Source organism: Desulfosporosinus lacus DSM 15449, assembly GCF_900129935.1.
GTDB lineage: Bacteria > Bacillota > Desulfitobacteriia > Desulfitobacteriales > Desulfitobacteriaceae > Desulfosporosinus > Desulfosporosinus lacus.
This window is the reverse complement of the sequence record NZ_FQXJ01000017.1, coordinates 69,824-87,680: the sequence shown is the minus strand read 5'-3', so window position 1 is coordinate 87,680 and position 17,857 is coordinate 69,824. Positions and strand designations below refer to the sequence as shown.

The 17,857-nt window shown below is 40.2% G+C and carries 13 protein-coding genes; all 13 read right to left on the bottom strand.

Annotated features, from left to right (window positions below; genetic code table 11):
• Window positions 1–145: 145 nt before the first annotated feature.
• Entirely contained in the window at window positions 146–1,501 is a 1,356-nt protein-coding gene (locus BUB11_RS19750; RefSeq protein WP_073031614.1) for a sigma-54-dependent transcriptional regulator, read from the bottom strand.
• Between the two features lie 88 nt (window positions 1,502–1,589).
• Window positions 1,590–2,177: a hypothetical protein gene (locus BUB11_RS19745; RefSeq protein ID WP_242947618.1), complete on the bottom strand. Its 588-nt coding sequence runs from the start codon at window positions 2,175–2,177 to the stop codon at window positions 1,590–1,592.
• Between the two features lie 730 nt (window positions 2,178–2,907).
• Window positions 2,908–3,525: a hypothetical protein gene (locus BUB11_RS19735; protein WP_073031608.1), complete on the bottom strand. Its 618-nt coding sequence runs from the start codon at window positions 3,523–3,525 to the stop codon at window positions 2,908–2,910.
• A gap of 253 nt (window positions 3,526–3,778) precedes the next feature.
• Window positions 3,779–4,318, bottom strand: coding sequence for a universal stress protein (locus tag BUB11_RS19730; protein ID WP_073031606.1), 540 nt, complete (start codon window positions 4,316–4,318; stop codon window positions 3,779–3,781).
• Between the two features lie 37 nt (window positions 4,319–4,355).
• On the bottom strand, window positions 4,356–6,167 hold the full coding sequence (locus BUB11_RS19725) for a SulP family inorganic anion transporter (protein WP_073031605.1): 1,812 nt from the start codon (window positions 6,165–6,167) through the stop codon (window positions 4,356–4,358).
• An 870-nt stretch (window positions 6,168–7,037) separates the two neighbouring features.
• Complete coding sequence (locus BUB11_RS19720) at window positions 7,038–7,385, bottom strand: YlbF/YmcA family competence regulator (protein ID WP_073031602.1); 348 nt, start codon at window positions 7,383–7,385, stop codon at window positions 7,038–7,040.
• Window positions 7,386–7,616: 231 nt separating this feature from the next.
• Window positions 7,617–9,506 (bottom strand): adenylyl-sulfate reductase subunit alpha, encoded by a 1,890-nt coding sequence (gene aprA, locus BUB11_RS19715; protein WP_073031600.1) that lies wholly within the window; start codon window positions 9,504–9,506, stop codon window positions 7,617–7,619.
• A 40-nt stretch (window positions 9,507–9,546) separates the two neighbouring features.
• Entirely contained in the window at window positions 9,547–9,984 is a 438-nt protein-coding gene (gene aprB / locus BUB11_RS19710) for an adenylyl-sulfate reductase subunit beta (protein ID WP_073031598.1), read from the bottom strand.
• Between the two features lie 79 nt (window positions 9,985–10,063).
• Window positions 10,064–11,233: a sulfate adenylyltransferase gene (gene sat, locus BUB11_RS19705; RefSeq protein WP_073031595.1), complete on the bottom strand. Its 1,170-nt coding sequence runs from the start codon at window positions 11,231–11,233 to the stop codon at window positions 10,064–10,066.
• 251 nt (window positions 11,234–11,484) lie between these two features.
• Entirely contained in the window at window positions 11,485–12,654 is a 1,170-nt protein-coding gene (locus tag BUB11_RS19700) for a (Fe-S)-binding protein (protein WP_073031593.1), read from the bottom strand.
• A gap of 81 nt (window positions 12,655–12,735) precedes the next feature.
• On the bottom strand, window positions 12,736–14,958 hold the full coding sequence (locus BUB11_RS19695) for a hydrogenase iron-sulfur subunit (protein WP_073031592.1): 2,223 nt from the start codon (window positions 14,956–14,958) through the stop codon (window positions 12,736–12,738).
• Window positions 14,959–14,962: 4 nt separating this feature from the next.
• On the bottom strand, window positions 14,963–16,204 hold the full coding sequence (locus BUB11_RS19690; protein ID WP_073031590.1) for a CoB--CoM heterodisulfide reductase iron-sulfur subunit A family protein: 1,242 nt from the start codon (window positions 16,202–16,204) through the stop codon (window positions 14,963–14,965).
• A gap of 756 nt (window positions 16,205–16,960) precedes the next feature.
• Complete coding sequence (locus BUB11_RS19685; RefSeq protein WP_073031588.1) at window positions 16,961–17,851, bottom strand: NAD(P)-dependent oxidoreductase; 891 nt, start codon at window positions 17,849–17,851, stop codon at window positions 16,961–16,963.
• Between the last annotated feature and the right edge of the window lie 6 nt (window positions 17,852–17,857).

The following is a 17,857-nucleotide window of genomic DNA, read 5'->3' as shown; positions in this document are numbered from 1 at the left end:
GCGAATATGGCATAACTCCATATTAATACATCGGCTACACTTAGAGGTTTCGTTCATGATATATATCCCTCCCTAAGATATAACTCGTTAACGTTTAATTCTCCTACAAAGCAGCTTTGAATTACTTTTAGAATACCGTGATTCGTTACAACCTTACTTGGTACTTTTGAGCCCTGTATAGAAGCGCCGACCGAGTAAGGCCTAGAAGTTGAGCCGCTTTAGTTTGATTTCCCCTGCTTTTCTCAAGAGCCTTCAGAATCAGCTCTCTTTCAACCTCATCAAAGGATATCCCCTTGTCTGGGAAATTTAGAATCAAACCTCTATCTAACTCGTTTTTTCTTAAATCAGCTTTTTGAATTTCCTTTGGTAAATGTTGCACCTTAATCTCATTACCCTGAGAGAGGATAACCGACCTTTCAATGACGTTTTGTAACTCTCGGATGTTCCCAGGCCACTCATAGTTCATTAATAATCCCATCGCATCTGAAGAGATCATTTGTTCCTGAGCAGGGTTAAATTTTTGAAGAAAGTGCATAGTCAATAGGGATATATCTTCTGATCTTTGTCTTAAGGGCGGAATGTGAATCGGCAATACATTTAATCGGTAGTACAGATCCTCCCGAAAAGTGCCTCGTTTAACACACTCTAAAGGGTCACGATTAGTTGCTGCAATAACTCTTACATCTATTTTTATACTTTCTGTGCCTCCAACCCTTTCAAACTGTCTTTCCTGAAGAACTCTTAGCAATTTCACTTGCATAGACAGAGGCATTTCAGTAACCTCATCTAAGAACAGCGTTCCTTTATCAGCCAGTTCAAAACGGCCTAATTTTCTGACCACTGCACCTGTAAAGGCACCCTTTTCATGTCCAAATAGTTCACTTTCCAGTAAAGACTCTGGCAGTGCAGCACAGTTAATAGGCACATAAGATTTTTCGCGGCGATAGCTTAGGTTGTGAATCGAAAGCGCAGTTACCTCTTTGCCAGTCCCGCTCTCTCCTGTAATAAATACTGTAGCATTACTGTCGGCGACCCTTTCTACAAGAGTGTTAACTTCTTGAATCGCTGGACTGTTGCCTAAAATCCGTGCATGTTTTTTGTTCAGTTCAGAGCGTAAAAAAACAACTTCCTCCCGCAAATGGCTTACCATTAAGGCCTTTTTCACGACTATCTTGAGTTCGTCTAGGTCAAATGGTTTGGCAATATAGTCTATTGCTCCCAACTTCATAGCTTCGATAGCAGTGTCTATTGAGCCGTGAGCAGTTATCATAATTACCGGAAGCTTTGGGATGAGGTCTTTGGCCTTAACCAATACCTCTAACCCATCCATTTCAGGCATTTTGAGATCAAGAATGACCAAGGAAGGTGTTTCATTCTGAATTAGTTCCAGGCCTTCTTTCCCTCGCGTGGAAGTCATCACTTGATATCCTTCCTGACGGAGGCCTTTCTCGAGAGCCCAACATAGATGCTCTTCATCATCAATGATAAGGATCTTATTCAATAAAAACACCTCCTTCAATTAACTTAAAATGAGTTACAAATCCGGACTGGCCCTTTAACGTCCACACATTGATTCCGGTCGTTGAAGTTTACTTAATCCAAATATCAAGATAATCCTTGTTCGCAATTATCTTTTCAGCGATTTTTGAACCAACGTGTTGGAAGTAAGTCTCCCTGTCTGTCTGAGATAAACAATTGCTAGTTTCTATGAACTTATCAGTAGCAATGACTCTGCGCAGTAAAGGAATCCTGTTAGTTTGATTTATATCAAAATTATCCATTGAATTTTCAAATTCATCTTTTAAAATAGATGAGCTCCAAGCCTTAGGGCCTTTTTCCGGTTTGACTTCGTAGACGCGCCTCGCAAACTCAAAAGGAAATGCACCAAAAGAAATCAGCATTTTTGGCTTGTGAATATGAGCAATCTCTCTGTAAAACTCGATCTCTTTTGCTACTTCCTTGCCCCACCAATTTAGGGTATTAGGAACTATTCCTCCGTCGCTTACAGCACTCCTGATATAAATGTTCGAGGTATCTATTCTTGTATGCAATTCCCTAAATACTCTGTCCTGTATCTCATCTAATACAGGTCTCCAGATATCATGGCGAACTGCAGGGTATTTTGGATTAATTAACAGCCATATGGGATAAGCTCTTTCCCCTAATTCTCTTTTCATATTCTCACCATCAGACTGAGAGTCATTTAAAGTTAAGCAGGACAAATCAACCCCCACCTTTCATTTTCTGTACTGCCACAGCCAGCGAAAGAATTCGCTCCCTGTTTAGTCAGGATTACTGAGAACGGTCGTAAATTTTCACTGTTTAGATTTTAATACTACGATCAAATTTCTTAGCGGCCTTTCAAGGCGGCTTTATAATTATATCGTAAGAGGTAACCTTGATGAGCTATTCAGTACTAAGATTATCTAACTCCTTTCTCTTATTGTGTCTTTTCTCACAATTAGAGATTATCATTATGACACAATTGTGTCTAGTGGAAAACAATATGCTCATAATTAATATACTTAATATCAAGCATATATTTATTGATCATTCAACCTTGTTCTATAAAAAAATTGGACAACAAGTATAAATACCCTGAAAGTATATATGCCCTGAAGCATTAGCGAATCTTTCAAAACCAACATATTTCCTGAAAAATATCTCTTTAACTCCCTCTGACCATAGTTAGATTGTAAATATTTACAATGTATATTTATAAATCTCCTTGTCCGGTAATTACAAATAATCATTATGTCCGTTTTATCCACTTCAAAACCATTTCTTCATAATCCACTTATATTATTATGATTATAAGGTATTTACGAGAAATTTAAAAAGCCCCGACGATATACTTATTATTCGGAGCTAAAGTTTCATTGAATTTTAAATCAAGACTCTATAGGCTTAGTCCATCCATATTTTAAGACTTTCTTTATTCTCGATAATCTTATCCGCTATCTTTGTTCCAACATAATGAAAGTAATTCTCGGAATAACTGGGATCTTCTATAAACTTATCACTTGAAACTACTCTACGTAGCAATGGAACTATATTAGTTTTATTTATATCAAAGTTTTCCATTGATTTTCCAAATTCATCCCCTAAGTTAGTTGTTCCCCAAGACTTAGGACCTTTTTCGGGTTTTATCTCGTAAACACGTCTTACAAATTCAAATGGAAAGGCCCCAAAGGAAATAAGAACCTTTGGTTCATACTCAAGAGCAATATCTCTAAACTGTTGTATCTCTGCAGCTACTTTGGTATCCCACCAATTTAGAGTATTGGGAACTATTCTACTATCATTAACAGCACTCCTAATATATATTTTTGAGGCATCTATCCTTGTACGCAGTTCCCTATATACTCTGTCCTGTATTTCTGCTAATACGGGCGTCCAAATATAGTGGCGAACAGCCGGATGTTTCGGATTAAATAATAGCCAAATTGGATAGGTTCTTTCACCTGACTCCCTCTTCATCTTATCAACCGAAGGCATATCTTCATTAAGTGTTATACCGGACAACCCGATCCCACCTTTCTGTTTGAAGGATTACTACAACATACGAAACGGCTCGATGAATGTATAGCTAAAATTGAATATGTGAATGATATAATTTAAGATGGAATAAGCAGATTTGTTTATAAGACATTAAAAGCCCCGCAGAGAGACAATTTCTCTGCGGGGCCAATTGTTCTGCGGACAGACGAATCACAAGACGAATTTGCACACACAAAGCTAACTCTTATAATTCATAAATACTCTTCAGAATGCAAAATCAGGTGTCTGAGCAATAGCTGTCAATAAAGTCTTGAGGTAACTTCTTAATCAATAACACAGGTATGGGAGATCTGTTAAGGACGTTGTGTGCAATACAACCAAAAATCAATCCTTTTAACGTAGTAAGTCCTCGTGTACCCATAATGATTAATTTAAAATGTTTCTTCTCTGCATACTCGAGAAGAGCGTCTACAGTATCTGTAATACTCGGATTACAGTATATTACATGGTGATTGACATCCTTGACTCTTTCCGTAAATATTCCATTGGTTGTAGTGAGTATATCATTATACAAACTTCTGACATTCGTATCAGATTCAATGACGCGTTTCATCCATTCCGAGGTAGGACTGACCGGCCAAGTATCAATCCAACTATACTCAACCCCCATCGAACCTTCATCACTTTCTTGAACCTGTACGATCGTTAATTGCATGTTCGGCATTTTTCTTAGTAGGTTGGCAGAATAAACAGCCGCAGAAAAAGCCTGCTGAGACCCATCAGAATAAAGAAGTACATTAAACTTTGAATCACTCATGCCAAAAACCTCCTTCACATTTACACTGCTTTCTTGTTCATAAGGAAGCGGTGTTCTTATTTATAACACTTGGGCCCGTATTAGCAGCAGTTTCAGATTCTAGCAGAGTGCACGCTGCTGATTTTTCTTTATCTGCACTAACTTCACAACTTAAAACAGTTCTGGCCCTCTCTAAGGCATTAGTTGAAGAGGCGAAAATTTCATTTTCTGACATAAAGATGTTGTCTTCTCCTATATCTGAAGTAACATTCGAATTCGTCAGTAATGAATTGAATTCCGATTTTACACCACTAAAGATAACAATTCCACCTGATTCTCTGACGGTCCTAATAAATACCTTCAAAGCACCTAAGGCCGTCAAATCTATTGTTGCAACATACTTCATCCTCAGGATAAACACCTTAGATTTATCAACTAAGTCATCCAGCTTGGTCTGAAGATCTTCCGCAGAGCCAAAGAAGAGATTTCCTTCCGGCTGAATAATTACAATATCTGCTTTATCCTTTAACGCTCTTACTTCTTTTTCAATAACATGCCCATTTTTTTCTTGCGATGGAACGAGGATTTTCAACGGGGCTTTGTTAGTATCTTTAAGGTACAAAGCTATGGAAAGTGCTATGCCCGTATAGATTGCAACGTCAAGATGAGGCATCAGAATTGTTGCGATACAGGTTGCCCACATTGCAAGCGAATCAGATTTGAATCTGCCTACTTTGACTATATGCTTTATTTCCTTTTTATCCACCATGTTATAGGCGATAACTAAAATCACTCCTGCGAGACATGGATTCGGAATAAACTGGGCAAATCGAGCAAAAAACACAAGGACTATGGCTACTATCACACCTGACAGCATTCCGGCGATTCTGGTAACTGCACCACTTTGGTAATTGATCGCAGAACGTGTGAATGAACCCGAACCAGCAAAGCACTGAAAGAATGAAGCACCGGCGTTTGCTAAACCTTGTGCTATAAATTCTTGGTTGGCATCGATTTTTTGTCGTGAGGTAGTCGCTATGGATTTAGCAATTGCTATGGCTTCAACTAATCCGATAATAGCTATTGCTATTGCCCCACCGAAAAGATTCTGCATAGCAGTAATGTCGAATTGTATCATTTTGAATGGTGGCAATGAAGATGGAATAACGCCAGTTAGTTTTACGCCCTTCTGATCTAAAGAAAAAATAACAATAAAAATAATTGGGATTACAATTCCGATTAAAGCACCAGGGAGTTTCTTATTGATCTTTTTACAAATTATAATAATCGCCATGGTCATAACACCAAGTCCAAGGGCATATAAATTGGTTTCACTTAGGTGAGTCATAACATAATAAAATTTTTGAATGGTTGACATATGAGCTGAATCTTTAATGGATATACTTAACAGTGTGCTCAGTTGGCCGAGTCCAATTAATACACCCGCACCAGCAGTAAAACCAATAACTACAGAATGAGACACAAAATTGATTACTTTACCCAGTTTAATAACACCAAAAAGTATCTGTAAGATACCCACCATAAAAGTCATCAAAAAAAGCATTTGATAGACATTTTCTTGTCCCATATAGCTACCAAGGGTGCCTGCCACGAGCAGCGCAATTGCATTAGTCGGTCCGGCAATGATGTGATTAGAGCTTCCAAAAGCTGAAGCAATAATAGTCGATACGATAGCCGTATACAGACCGTAAACCGGATTAACACCCGCAATCAATGCATAGGCCATAGACTGTGGAATAACTACTACAGCTACTGTCAAAGCAGCAACTAAATCCTTACTAAAATATTCCTTTTTGTAGTTTCCAATCGTTCCAATTAAAGGAATATATTTAAATCGTGTTAAGTACAAGTGAATTCCACCTTTCAGTATGAATATTTTCCACCTGATCTACATAACTTTTGGATACTTTCATCATCCATATATCGTTTGATTATCATTTGAATTCCTAATACCAAAGATTTTTTAGGGGATAAAAAATACCCTCCATCCTCTTTTGAAAGGGTGTATCTAATTTAATCAACCATGTTTTTAATGAAGATATCATAAGAGCAACAAACATTTTGCAGAAATGATCGAAGATTTATTAGATAATTGTAAAAGATTTTTTTCACTAATTATTAAATAATTCTACTTTTTTCTTAAAATAACTCATCCCACCTTGATTATATAGACCTCTCTGCGTTCCCGGGAAGTCCTTGTGGGAGTAAGTCCTTACACTCCACCTCCAGTGCAAAGATTCATATATTACATACCTATTTTAATACCTGTATGGATGAATATAGAATAAACGTAATATTTTGCACAAGCTATTCTGCTATTGACTCATAAATATCTATCAAGAGTAGATTAGCATTGATATTATATCAAGTCAATATTACAGCAATCAGTATATCCTATTGCAATCCATATATTAATTATTAACTTTATAACGCCAAAAAATGGCAAACATGTAACGCAAGAGACTTATGTCACCGCGTTTATGTGTTGCCATTTTTGTTTAAGAATGATATTTATTTTTCACCAGGTTTTACCCTTGGATGGATTCAAAGTACACCGAAAAACCAAATATCTCATTTATCAATTAAGGTTTCTAGTGTGCCCCTCCAACATTGGCTCATCCGGTGTTATATTCACGGACTTTAATTCCCTCTATGATCATCGCTCTATCTAACCAAAATGGGGGTTGGTATGCTGGGAATGAATTATCTTTATCGTCATTTATTTATCGACGCTTTTAATCCCATTTTTTATATTGCTGGATATCTGCTCCATAAACTCCTGGAACCTTGTGTTAGCCTCGTTCGAAGACAACACTTGACGATTGCGTATACATGTTTGTTCTAATTCTTTTAGTTCTTCCTGTTCTGCTTCAGTTAACACAATACCGGCCATCATCTTACCACGATGTTCTTGCTTCATTTTTTGCAGATCTTCTACTAACTTTCGTGCTTCTCCATTTTGAAAAAGATCATACTCAGCCTTCTTAAATTCCTTGTACACATCTGTTTGAGCAATAGCTTTACCTAGTTCAATGCTCTTTTGCATAAGTTCTTCTACTTGATCCATATCATATTTCCTCCTTTAAATTAGTTCAACAAAGTAAGTTCTTAGCTTATAAATTATAACTGATTAACACAAAATCTTAAAGGAAGAATTAAGATTTGTACTAAATAAATGGAGGATGAATACAAATTCCGAGATATTACGAAAATTTGCACCCATCCCCTCTTGTAATCAGTTTTGAAATAGATCATAATTTGAGATCTGATCTATTATACCAACTGACCTAATCTAGTCTTACTCAACGCCAAACATATCGATAACTGGCTTTTTGAAGACTGACCATTCGTTTGTATTAGGATCCCACTTCATGTTAACAAAGCAGTGCCAGTTCTCTTCGTCAAGGGTTGGCTTGTCTGTTCTGAAGTAGTATCCAGGCCAACGAGTTTCTTCACGGAAGGTTACGGCGCGAAGGTGAGATTCAGCTTGCCATAATCTGTGTTTATTTTCCCAAGCTCTCAACAGTTCATAAAGATCTCTAGCGGCTAGTTTTTGGGAGTCCTCTTTAAGGAACTCGAATAATTCAGATGCGCGAGTCAGAGAAGCTGCGTTCATGTTGAAGAATACGTTAGCTCCGCCAACATACTCGTCCATGAGCTTTTGTAAGCGATACATGAACTGCTTAGGCATAATGTAGTTAGGGTTAACTTCAGGATCTGTGCTGAAGCCACTGTGTGCTTCGAAGATTTCGAGAGGTTTAACGATCTCTGCTTTAACTGCTTCAATAACTGCAGGATCTGCTTCAGTCAGAGTATTATTCTCTAAGATATATTTAATAGCTGATTTAGCAGCAATACGGCCTTCAGCATGAGTTCCTGAGGAGAACTTGTGCGGGCAAGCTCCGGTAGCGTCTCCGGCAGCGAAGAGTGCAGGTACTGTGGTCATTTGAGCATAACCCCAGAAATAGTCTGTTCCAGCGGAAAGGTCTTCTGGTCCAGATACCCAAGCTCCTGATGATCCAGAGTGAGAACTGATGAAGTATGGCTCTGTAGCAGCGATTTCAGAAGATCTAACTTCTGGCTCGACATTGGTAGCAGCCCATAGTAAAGCTTGAGCAATTGTCATATCGAGGAAATCTTCCCATGCTTCATTCTCGAGCTCTTTCATCTTTTTCTTGAAGGCTTTTGCATCGTCTTCATATTTTTTGGCAAGGTTAGCGATAGCTTCCTCTGTACGCATGTAGAGAGGTCCTTTACCTTCTTTGATGTCTAACAAGCCAAGGTGGTTACGCAGATTGGCTGGGATTGGCTTAGCTGATCCGTATTTACCCCAGTTTTTCAGTTCATCTGCACGGGTTTCCATATAGTTTTCGCCCAATGCATTGGTTGCGCGAGATTTAAAGAGTAAGAACCAAGCTCCAACCGGACCATAAGCATCTTTAAAACGGATTGGCACGAAACGAACTTCTTGACAGGTCATTTCTGCTCCGGCCTTCATGGTGAAGTATGCGGAAGAACCTGTGGAGAACGGAGGGTACCAAGAGCGGCCTGCGCCTTCACCAGTGGATTTAGGTTTGAATACTCCAACAGTACCACCCATAGCACATAAAGTAGCTTTAGCTTTGAAGACATAGATTTTGTTCTCACGAACACTGAATCCTACAGCTCCTACGCATTTGCCATCTTTCAACAGTGGCTCAGTGATGAAAACTCTCTCATAGATATTCTCTTCACCCAAAGCGTTCTTTGCTGCTTCAGCAACGATGACTTTATAAGATTCACCGCTGATCATAAGTTGCCATTTACCCTCGTGTACATATCCGCCATTTTCATCTTTCCATAAAGGAAGACCCCATTTTTCAAACATATGAACGGAGCTGTCAACGTGACGGGCAATGTTAGCGACTAAGTCATCACGGGCTACCCCCATCATGTCAGTTTTTACGTATCTGACATAGTCTTGAACAGTGTTATTGCCTTCAGCAAGTCCCACATATAAGTTAATAGCGGACAATCCCATTCCAACTGCACCGGAACGTGGCATTGATGCTTTGTCAACTAAGGTTACTTTAAGTCCATGTTTTTTGCCCCAATAGGCTGCTTCAACAGCTGCACCACAGGACCCCATTCCGCCTCCAATGATGAGAAGGTCGGTTGTTACTTCTACTGTTTCAAAGTTCATTGGCATTGATTTAAACCTCCCTATTTATTCCCTTATTAATAAGAGCTTACTTTTTATAAGTCCATACTGGCATATGCATTGAAGCTGGTTCGGTATACAGTTCGTGGCTGTTGATGTCAGTGGTAATTTCATAACCGGCATCTGGAACAGCTGATCCTTCTTCGGTTGTACGAATAGGGAATTTGAAGCGTTTGGTCATGCCATTACGGAATTTAACAGTCCACATGATGCTGTCTGAACTACGAAGAGGTGTAACTGAAGCACCTAGTGGAACAAAGTCAGCATAGCCGCGGACGTCCATTGCTTGTTGAGGACAAGCCTTAACACAGCAGAGACACTCCCAGCATTGGCTAGGATCCAGGTTTGTAGCCTTCATTACATCTTTGTTTAACATCATCAGGTCATTTGGGCATGCATACATGCAAGCTGTTTTGTCTTGCCCTTTACATCCGTCACATTTTTCTGCAATTACAAAACTTGGCATTCGTTTAACCTCCATCATTCATATATTTTTTGAAACTAAACAAGAGAATTTATACTCTTGTTTAGTTTTCAACCAAGGGTTACTTCTTTGAAGCGTAGTATTTGAGTAGAATTTTTAAGACTTCCGGACGACTGAAATTGCCTGGTGGAAGCTCTCCAGCTGCTAGCATTGCTCTCAACTTTGTTCCACTGATTTTGAGATGATCTTCTTTACCGTGGGGGCAAGTTTTTTCTGTAGTCATACCATCGCATTTTGTGCAATACATAGCTGCAGTAACTTTGATAGGCTGACAAAGAAGTTCACCCGGTTTGAATAAGTCAAAGATTTCTTGGGCCTGATAAGCGGAATAATAGTCGCCTACACCTGCGTGGTCACGACCCACTAAAATGTGACTGCAACCAAAGTTTTGGCGGAAGATGGAGTGAAGAATAGCTTCGCTAGGTCCAGCATAACGCATTTCCATAGGATAAACTTTCATCACAGCATTCTTTTCATTGAAATAATTCTTCAAGAGAACTTCATAGCATTCCAGACGTGTCTCAGCCGGAATATCGCCCTCTTTGAGTTTTCCGACGATTGGGTGAATAAACAGTCCATCACAAATTTCATTTCCCATTTTGCAGAGGAATTCATGGGAGCGATGTAGCGGATTCCGTGTTTGGAAAGCAGCAACAGTTGCCCAGCCCTTTTCATCGAATAATGCTCTGGTTTGCGCTGGTGTAGCATAGTAATCACCATATTTGGAAGCGTAGCCAAGTTGGCTGAATGTTACTAACTCACCGCCGACATTGATACTTCCTTGAGCCATAACTTTTACAACACCGTCGTGTGCAGCGTCATCTGTGAAGAAAACTGCCTTGCACTCTTTGACTTTGTCATACTCATATTTATCGCTAACCGTAAGAATACCGCAATAGGTATCGGTTTCATCATCTACTAAAGCGACTTCCATACCCACTTTGAGAGTTTCAGCCTGTTCAGGAGTAACGGACAAAGTGATCGGAAGAGGCCATGCTAAGCCATTAGTTAAGTGTTTGGTTTCAACAACACTCTCATAATTAGCTTTGTCCATGAACCCTGTTAATGGGCTGAATGCACCCATTCCAATCATTAATAGGTCCGAGGTTTCTCTGGAAGACATGCGAATCACTGGTAATGTTTTAGCTTTTGCTAAAGCATCTGCTCTTTGTGATTCAGGGAGTAATACCGGTGTTAACTTTCCACCATGTGGTGGTACTAGTTTCGACATCGTCTTATCCTCCTTTAATTAATTTTATAATGAATGTGAGTCTACTGCAGAAACAAGTGTTTAAGATGCCCACAGTCATAAGTAATTCAGTCTGAAGAGGCACCGTTAAAACAGAGTTTCTGGCATCCCCCCTTTCACTTATAGTTTGTAACCTTTTTCACCATATCAGTTAGCTAACCTCATAACTCCGTATCAAAATATTGATTATGAGGTTAGCTGAACATCTAAATAGCCGGTAACTGTGTCAAGGTCTATTTCTCAAGGGATTCACAAAGGAATTCGGACATTTCCATGACTTTCAATACATCGCCCTTTTCTAACCCTGCACAAGCGTCATCAAGCATTGTTATGCAGTAAGGACAAGCAGTGACTAAAACATCCGCATTTTGCTTAACAGCATCGTTGATTCGCAATTCACCAAAGCGCTCCCCAAAAGGTACTTCAGCCCAAATCCGTCCGCCTCCGCCTGAGCAACAAAGGCTCTTATTCTTAGCGCGATCCAATTCAACGAATTCTGCCCCCGGAACAGCTTGGAGAAGTTCTCTTGGTGCATCATAAACTAAATTGTGTCGTCCTAAATAGCAAGGATCATGGAATGTGACTTTTTTAGCTTGTTCCCCTGGTAAAGAAAGCTTGCCCTCTTTCAAAAGATTACCAAGAAGTTCCGAATAATGCATCACTTCATACTCTCCACCCAGTTCTGGGTAGTCTGTTTTGAAGGCATACAAGCAATGGGGTGAGGTTGTAATAATTTTCTTGACACCTTTTCCGTTGAACAGCTTAATATTTGATTCTGCCAGTTTTGTGAAGAGATCCTCATCCCCGATTTTACGAATCGTCTCACCACAGCAGTTCTCTTCAGCCGTTAAGACTCCAAAACTAACTCCAGCTTGTTGTAAGAGTTTCACAACGCTTTTGGCAATCTTTTGACTGCGAGTGTCATAACACGAAGTACAGCAGACATAGAGCAGATATTCCATATCTTCGGTATAAGCCGGAACATTTAAGCCTTCTAACCAATCGGCTCTCTTCTCTTGAGGTCCAGTCCATGGGTTGCCATTAGCATGAAGACTTCCTGCAACAGGCCGTAAATGTCCAGGCAAGATGCCGGCTCCAACTATAGTATTACGCATAGAACGTACATTCTTTATAATTTCTACACTTCTTGGACAGTTTGATTGACACATACCACAGGTAACACAGGCAAAAAGAACTTCTTCATCATCGAATCCTTCTAAGCCTAGTTGCCCTTGACGTTGCATTTTTCGAATGTTAAATACTTCGCTCAGCTCGCCAGGTACCTGTCGGTAAGGACATAGATTGGTGCAGAGACCGCACTGCATACACCAGTTGAGCGTATCGGCGCCTGAAGAAATAATATATTCTCTCATCTCCAGAGATACTTCTTTTATTTCATCCATAATAATGCTCCTTTGCTATCTAATGGGGACATACCTCCTGCCCGGAGCCTAACTCATCACTAGGAGGTGACCTTAGATCACTTAGAACCCTTTGTAGGGGTTAGGGCCCAGTTCATCCAGTCTCTTGGCAAAGTCATCCAATAGAGCCGGTATCTTGTCATAATCCGTAATGGAGACTTGATCCATTCGCACTCGATCAGAGTCCAGATCCAGCCTGTCTAAGGTTTCCGACACTTTTGATAGCCTGATTTCGGCCAACTCACTTCCTTTGATGAAGTGGCACTGATAATCATCGCCATGTTTACATCCTAAGAGGAAGATTCCATCGATTCCGGCTGACATTGAATCGGCAATCCAAACTAAGCTCAATGAACCCAGACATCTTAGAGGGATAACACGAACCCAAGCATTATATTTGAGTCGATTAATACCCGCCATATCCAAAGCAGGGTAAGCATCATTTTCACAAGCGAAGACGAGGATTCTTGGTTTTTCTTCATCTTCATCAGGAACTTCTATAGATTTAATAAGGTTTCCAATCATCGGGACCGAGTAGTTCTTAAATGTAATAATCCGTTCAGGACAAGCGCCCATGCAAATTCCACATCTGCGACAACGTGTAGGATTTGGCAACGGATTGAATTTATCATCTTCGTTAATAGCACCGAAGGGACATTCCACTGTACACCGTTTACATTGTGTACATCTCGACATTGCAAAGTCTGGGAAAGACATATCCCCGACACGAGGATGTACAGCAACGCCTTGCGCGCTTGATTCCATGCATTGGATAGCCTTTAAGGCTGCTCCGGCAGCATCTTCAACCGAAGATAACTCATCCATCGGAGCTCTAACGCTACCAGCGGCATAAATACCAGTTCGGCGAGTTTCGTAAGGGAAGCAGATAAAATGGGAATCTGCATAACCGTATTTTAACGTAGGCATCTCTGGACCTTGGCGATAGGCTAAGTTTAAAAGATTCGACTTGCGAATAATTTCCGGCTTAGGACCAGCATCTTCTTTACAGTCTTCTTCAGTATCAGCCTTGGCTGCGATATCCTCTCCTAAGGCTGTGGTGGGCACCATACCATTTGCCAAAACCACCATATCTACGCCTTCAGTAGTAATCGTTGCCCCTGATAGAACATCTGTTGCTTCAATAAGCAGATTCTTTTCGCCATCTTCAGTGATACCATTGATTTCTCCTCTGACGAAAATACCTCCATCTTTTTGTACTTGTTGATAAAGACGTTCATACTGACCGGATGCTCTCATGTCTTTGTAGAAAATAAAGACGTTTGCTTCCGGATTTTGTTCTTTTAGATAAGTCGCTTGTTTCAAAGATTCTACACAGCATGTTGCAGAGCAATAAGGCAGGTGTTCCTGATCGCGAGATCCAGCGCATTGAATAAAGGCAATACTCTGTACTTCTTTGCCATCTGGGCGTAGAATTTTACCCTTGGAAGCTAATTCTTCCATTTTTTGACTAGTAATTACATTTTCATATTTACCATAACCAAGATAGTCTAACTTAGCAGGATCATAGGGCACGGCCCCAGTAGCAAGAACTACCGAACCGACTCTTTCCTTAACAGTCGAACCATTTTGATTAATAGAAGCATCGAACATGCCAGGTGCACCGGCAATTTCTAAGATTTCAGCACCAGTGTATACTGTAACATCAGGGTTGGCTTCGACTTGACTCACAAGCTCTGCGATATCAACTGCTTCAGGTGTTGTAAAAGGCGCCTTGCGAGGAGCTTGTTTAAATAAGCCATTCATCCATCCGCCCAGTACCGGGCTTTTCTCTACTAAAACAGCCTTGTATCCAGCTTTGGCAGCTTCTAACGCCGCTGTCATTCCTGTCAAGCCACCGCCTACTACCAGTAAGGTTTTAACCATATTTTCACCTTGATAAGGCTCCGGCAGATCGATATGCTTCACTTTGGCAAGACCCATTCTCAGATAATCCTCAGCCATCATCTGGGTATCCTCATCGTTGGCTGGTTGACTCCAGATGACCTGTTCTCTAATGTTTACTCTCTCCATGATGCATGAGGAGTCAAATTCAAAAACATCATAATTGACACGTGGTGAGCAAGCAGCAATCAGAAGTGTATTAACGCCCTCAGTCTCAATGTCATTCTTGATTAGTGCCACCCCTTCAGGTCCACAGAGAAAGGGGTGTGTTTTACAAACCGGAACCTTGCCCTCCTTGGTGGCAACCTTGGACAGGCTCTCTATTTCCAGAGAATCTCCGATACTACATCCAGTGCAGATATAAACACCTGTTTTTTTATCCATTGGGCTACCTCCTCACCGTAGATTGAATGGCCTTAAGAGCAGCAGAAGTAGAATCTTTAACCGATGAGGAAACATCCAAAGGCTTCTTAACGCATCCTGCGCCATAAATCCCTAATTGTTGTGGATTGGAAACAACGAAACCATCCTCATCATAGGCAATTGCATCCGGTACATTCGAAGTAGCCGGTACCATACCTGTCGCCAGTACAACCATGTCAACAGTTTCCTTCATGATCTCCCCGGTCAACTGATTCTCTACTTGAACGATCAAATCTTTGGTCACGGGATCTTCTGAAATCTCTCCAACTTTTCCTTTGATCATGGTGATATCATCTTGAACTTTGGTGTAAAAATCTTCATGTTTACCCATCGCCCTGACATCTATATAAAACATATAAACCTTAGAATCTGAATTCATTGCTTTAACGTATGTGGCTTGTTTTAATGAAGCCATACAGCAAACTCCAGAACAATAGGGCAGATGATTTTCGTCTCGAGAACCAGCACACTGGACAAAAGCAACCGATTTAACTTCTTTGCCGTCTGAAGGACGAACAATTTTTCCGGCTGTAGGGCCATTTGAGGCCGCTAATCGTTCCATTATGACGTTGGTAATAACATTTTCATGCTTTCCATAACCATAATAATCAACTTTCTTGGCATCATAGGGCTGCCAACCTGTAGCCCAAACAATAGCTCCAACATTCAAATTGAAGCTTTTTGCCGACATGTCCAATTCGATAGCGCCATACTGACAAGCTGCAACGCACTTTCCGCATTCAGCCCCCAGACAAGCTTGATCGTCGATCACATACTTCATAGGGAAAGCAAACTCATGAGCTTTATAGATAGCCTGAGTTTTATCCATTCCATAATTAAATTCGTTTGACCTCTGCGCAGGACATACTTCAGAGCACTTACCACACGCTGTGCAGTTCTGATTTACATAACGGGGATTTGACTTAACAGTTACTGTATAATCTCCTTCTACACCGTCGATTTTTTCAATTTCGGCCAAAGTGAAGAATTTGATCCGGGGATTTTGCTTAATCCTTTTAAAATTAATCTCCAACCCGCAGTTCGGGGGGCATAACTTTGGAAAATACTGGTTCATCTGGGCAACTCTGCCACCTAGATAGGATTTCTGTTCAACCAGATAGACCTCGCTTCCTGCTTCGGAAGCTTCAATAGCGGCTGTAAGTCCGCTTACTCCCCCTCCGACTACTAAAATACTCTTATGCGCCATCCTTCTACCTCCCTTATATGTCAATAAACTCTCAGCTTCCGCCGAGGCGGTTGGAACAAAGATATCCTTGAAACCAACCTTATAGCATTCCTCCTATTTTAATAGGAGATATTTGCTTTCTATAGTACTTTTGGGATAAATATAGAGACTCTGGCTAGTCATAGTATAAATCGAGTTTTTAGCCTTCAACTAAACTCTCTAAGTAACAATAGGGAATATGATTTCTTTCACATATAATATAAGGAACTTGCCTCATAGCAATGAATCCAAGTTAAACGTAACAAAATGCACAATCTATTTTAAAAAAATTTGTATTTGCAAATTAAGACTAGCACTGTGGTCGTAATTAGTCAATATGGCGATAATTAAGAAATCCTATGGTAAAATTGTAATTATCATACATTTATGGTTCTGGTCGAACAATAAATGTAAAATAATCCTGCCATTTCGACTTTAGTTACGAGCTATTCACGTGCTTAATCCCCTATTACAACATACTATCTGAAAGTTCTTTTTAGTTTATCAATCTCTAGCAAAAATGAATCAGCTTAAATATTCATATTAATTCCAATTCAGAGCATTTATTCCTTGTATCTTTCACCTCTTCCACATTCACCCTTAGAATTCCTTCTATTGGTAAATAATTTGTCCCTAGAGAAAAAGCTGGCAATAGAAAAACTTCATATGAATCTATTCTAAATAACAGGGGGAGAGTGGTGCAGTTGCTTCACTCTCCCCCTGTTATTTAGTTTATGATTAGCTCTTGCATTCTTGATAAAGTTTATATAACGCCTGAGTTCCACTGTTTTCTTCTCCTTGATCTGCTAACTTCTCATATAGTGTTTTAGCTAACGCCAAACCCGGGGTAAGCAGACCCATTTGTTGTGCGGAATCCAAAGCAATCGTCATATCCTTAATAAAATGTTTAACATAGAAGCCTGGGGCAAAATTATTGGCTAGCATACGTGGAGCCAAGTTACTCAAGGAAAAACTGGCAGCTGCCCCTGTTTCGATGCTTTTCAAAACATTTTCCGGATTCAATCCGGCTTTTTGCGCATAGGCCATTGCTTCGCAAACCCCAATCATGTTGGAAGCGATGGCAATTTGGTTACACATTTTCGTATATTGCCCGGAACCGGCACTTCCTTGTAAAACAATATTCTTTCCTAGGCAATTGAAAATAGGAAGCATTGCTTTATACGCCTCTTCTTCTCCGCCAACCATTATAGCCAAACGAGCTTCTTTTGCACCTACATCCCCACCGGATACAGGAGCATCGAGGGCATACATTCCCAAGTCCAGAGCTTCTTTATAAATATTCTTCGCCAAGTCTGGGGCTGAGGTTGTCATATCTATTAAATGACTCCCCGCCTTAGCATGCTTTATAATTCCATCTGCTCCTAAGTAAACTTCTTCAACATCCTTCGGATAACCCACCATGGTGATAACAACATTACTTCGTTCAGCTAATTCAGCAATTGTATCTTGCCAAACCGCCCCCATTTTAATTAAATCTTCAGCACTTGCCTTCGTTCGATTGTAAACAAGCACCTGATAACCTGCCTTCAATAAATGTCCAGCCATACTCTTACCCATAACACCCGTGCCAACAAAGCCAATGATAATATCCTCTTTAGTATGTGTCATTGATCC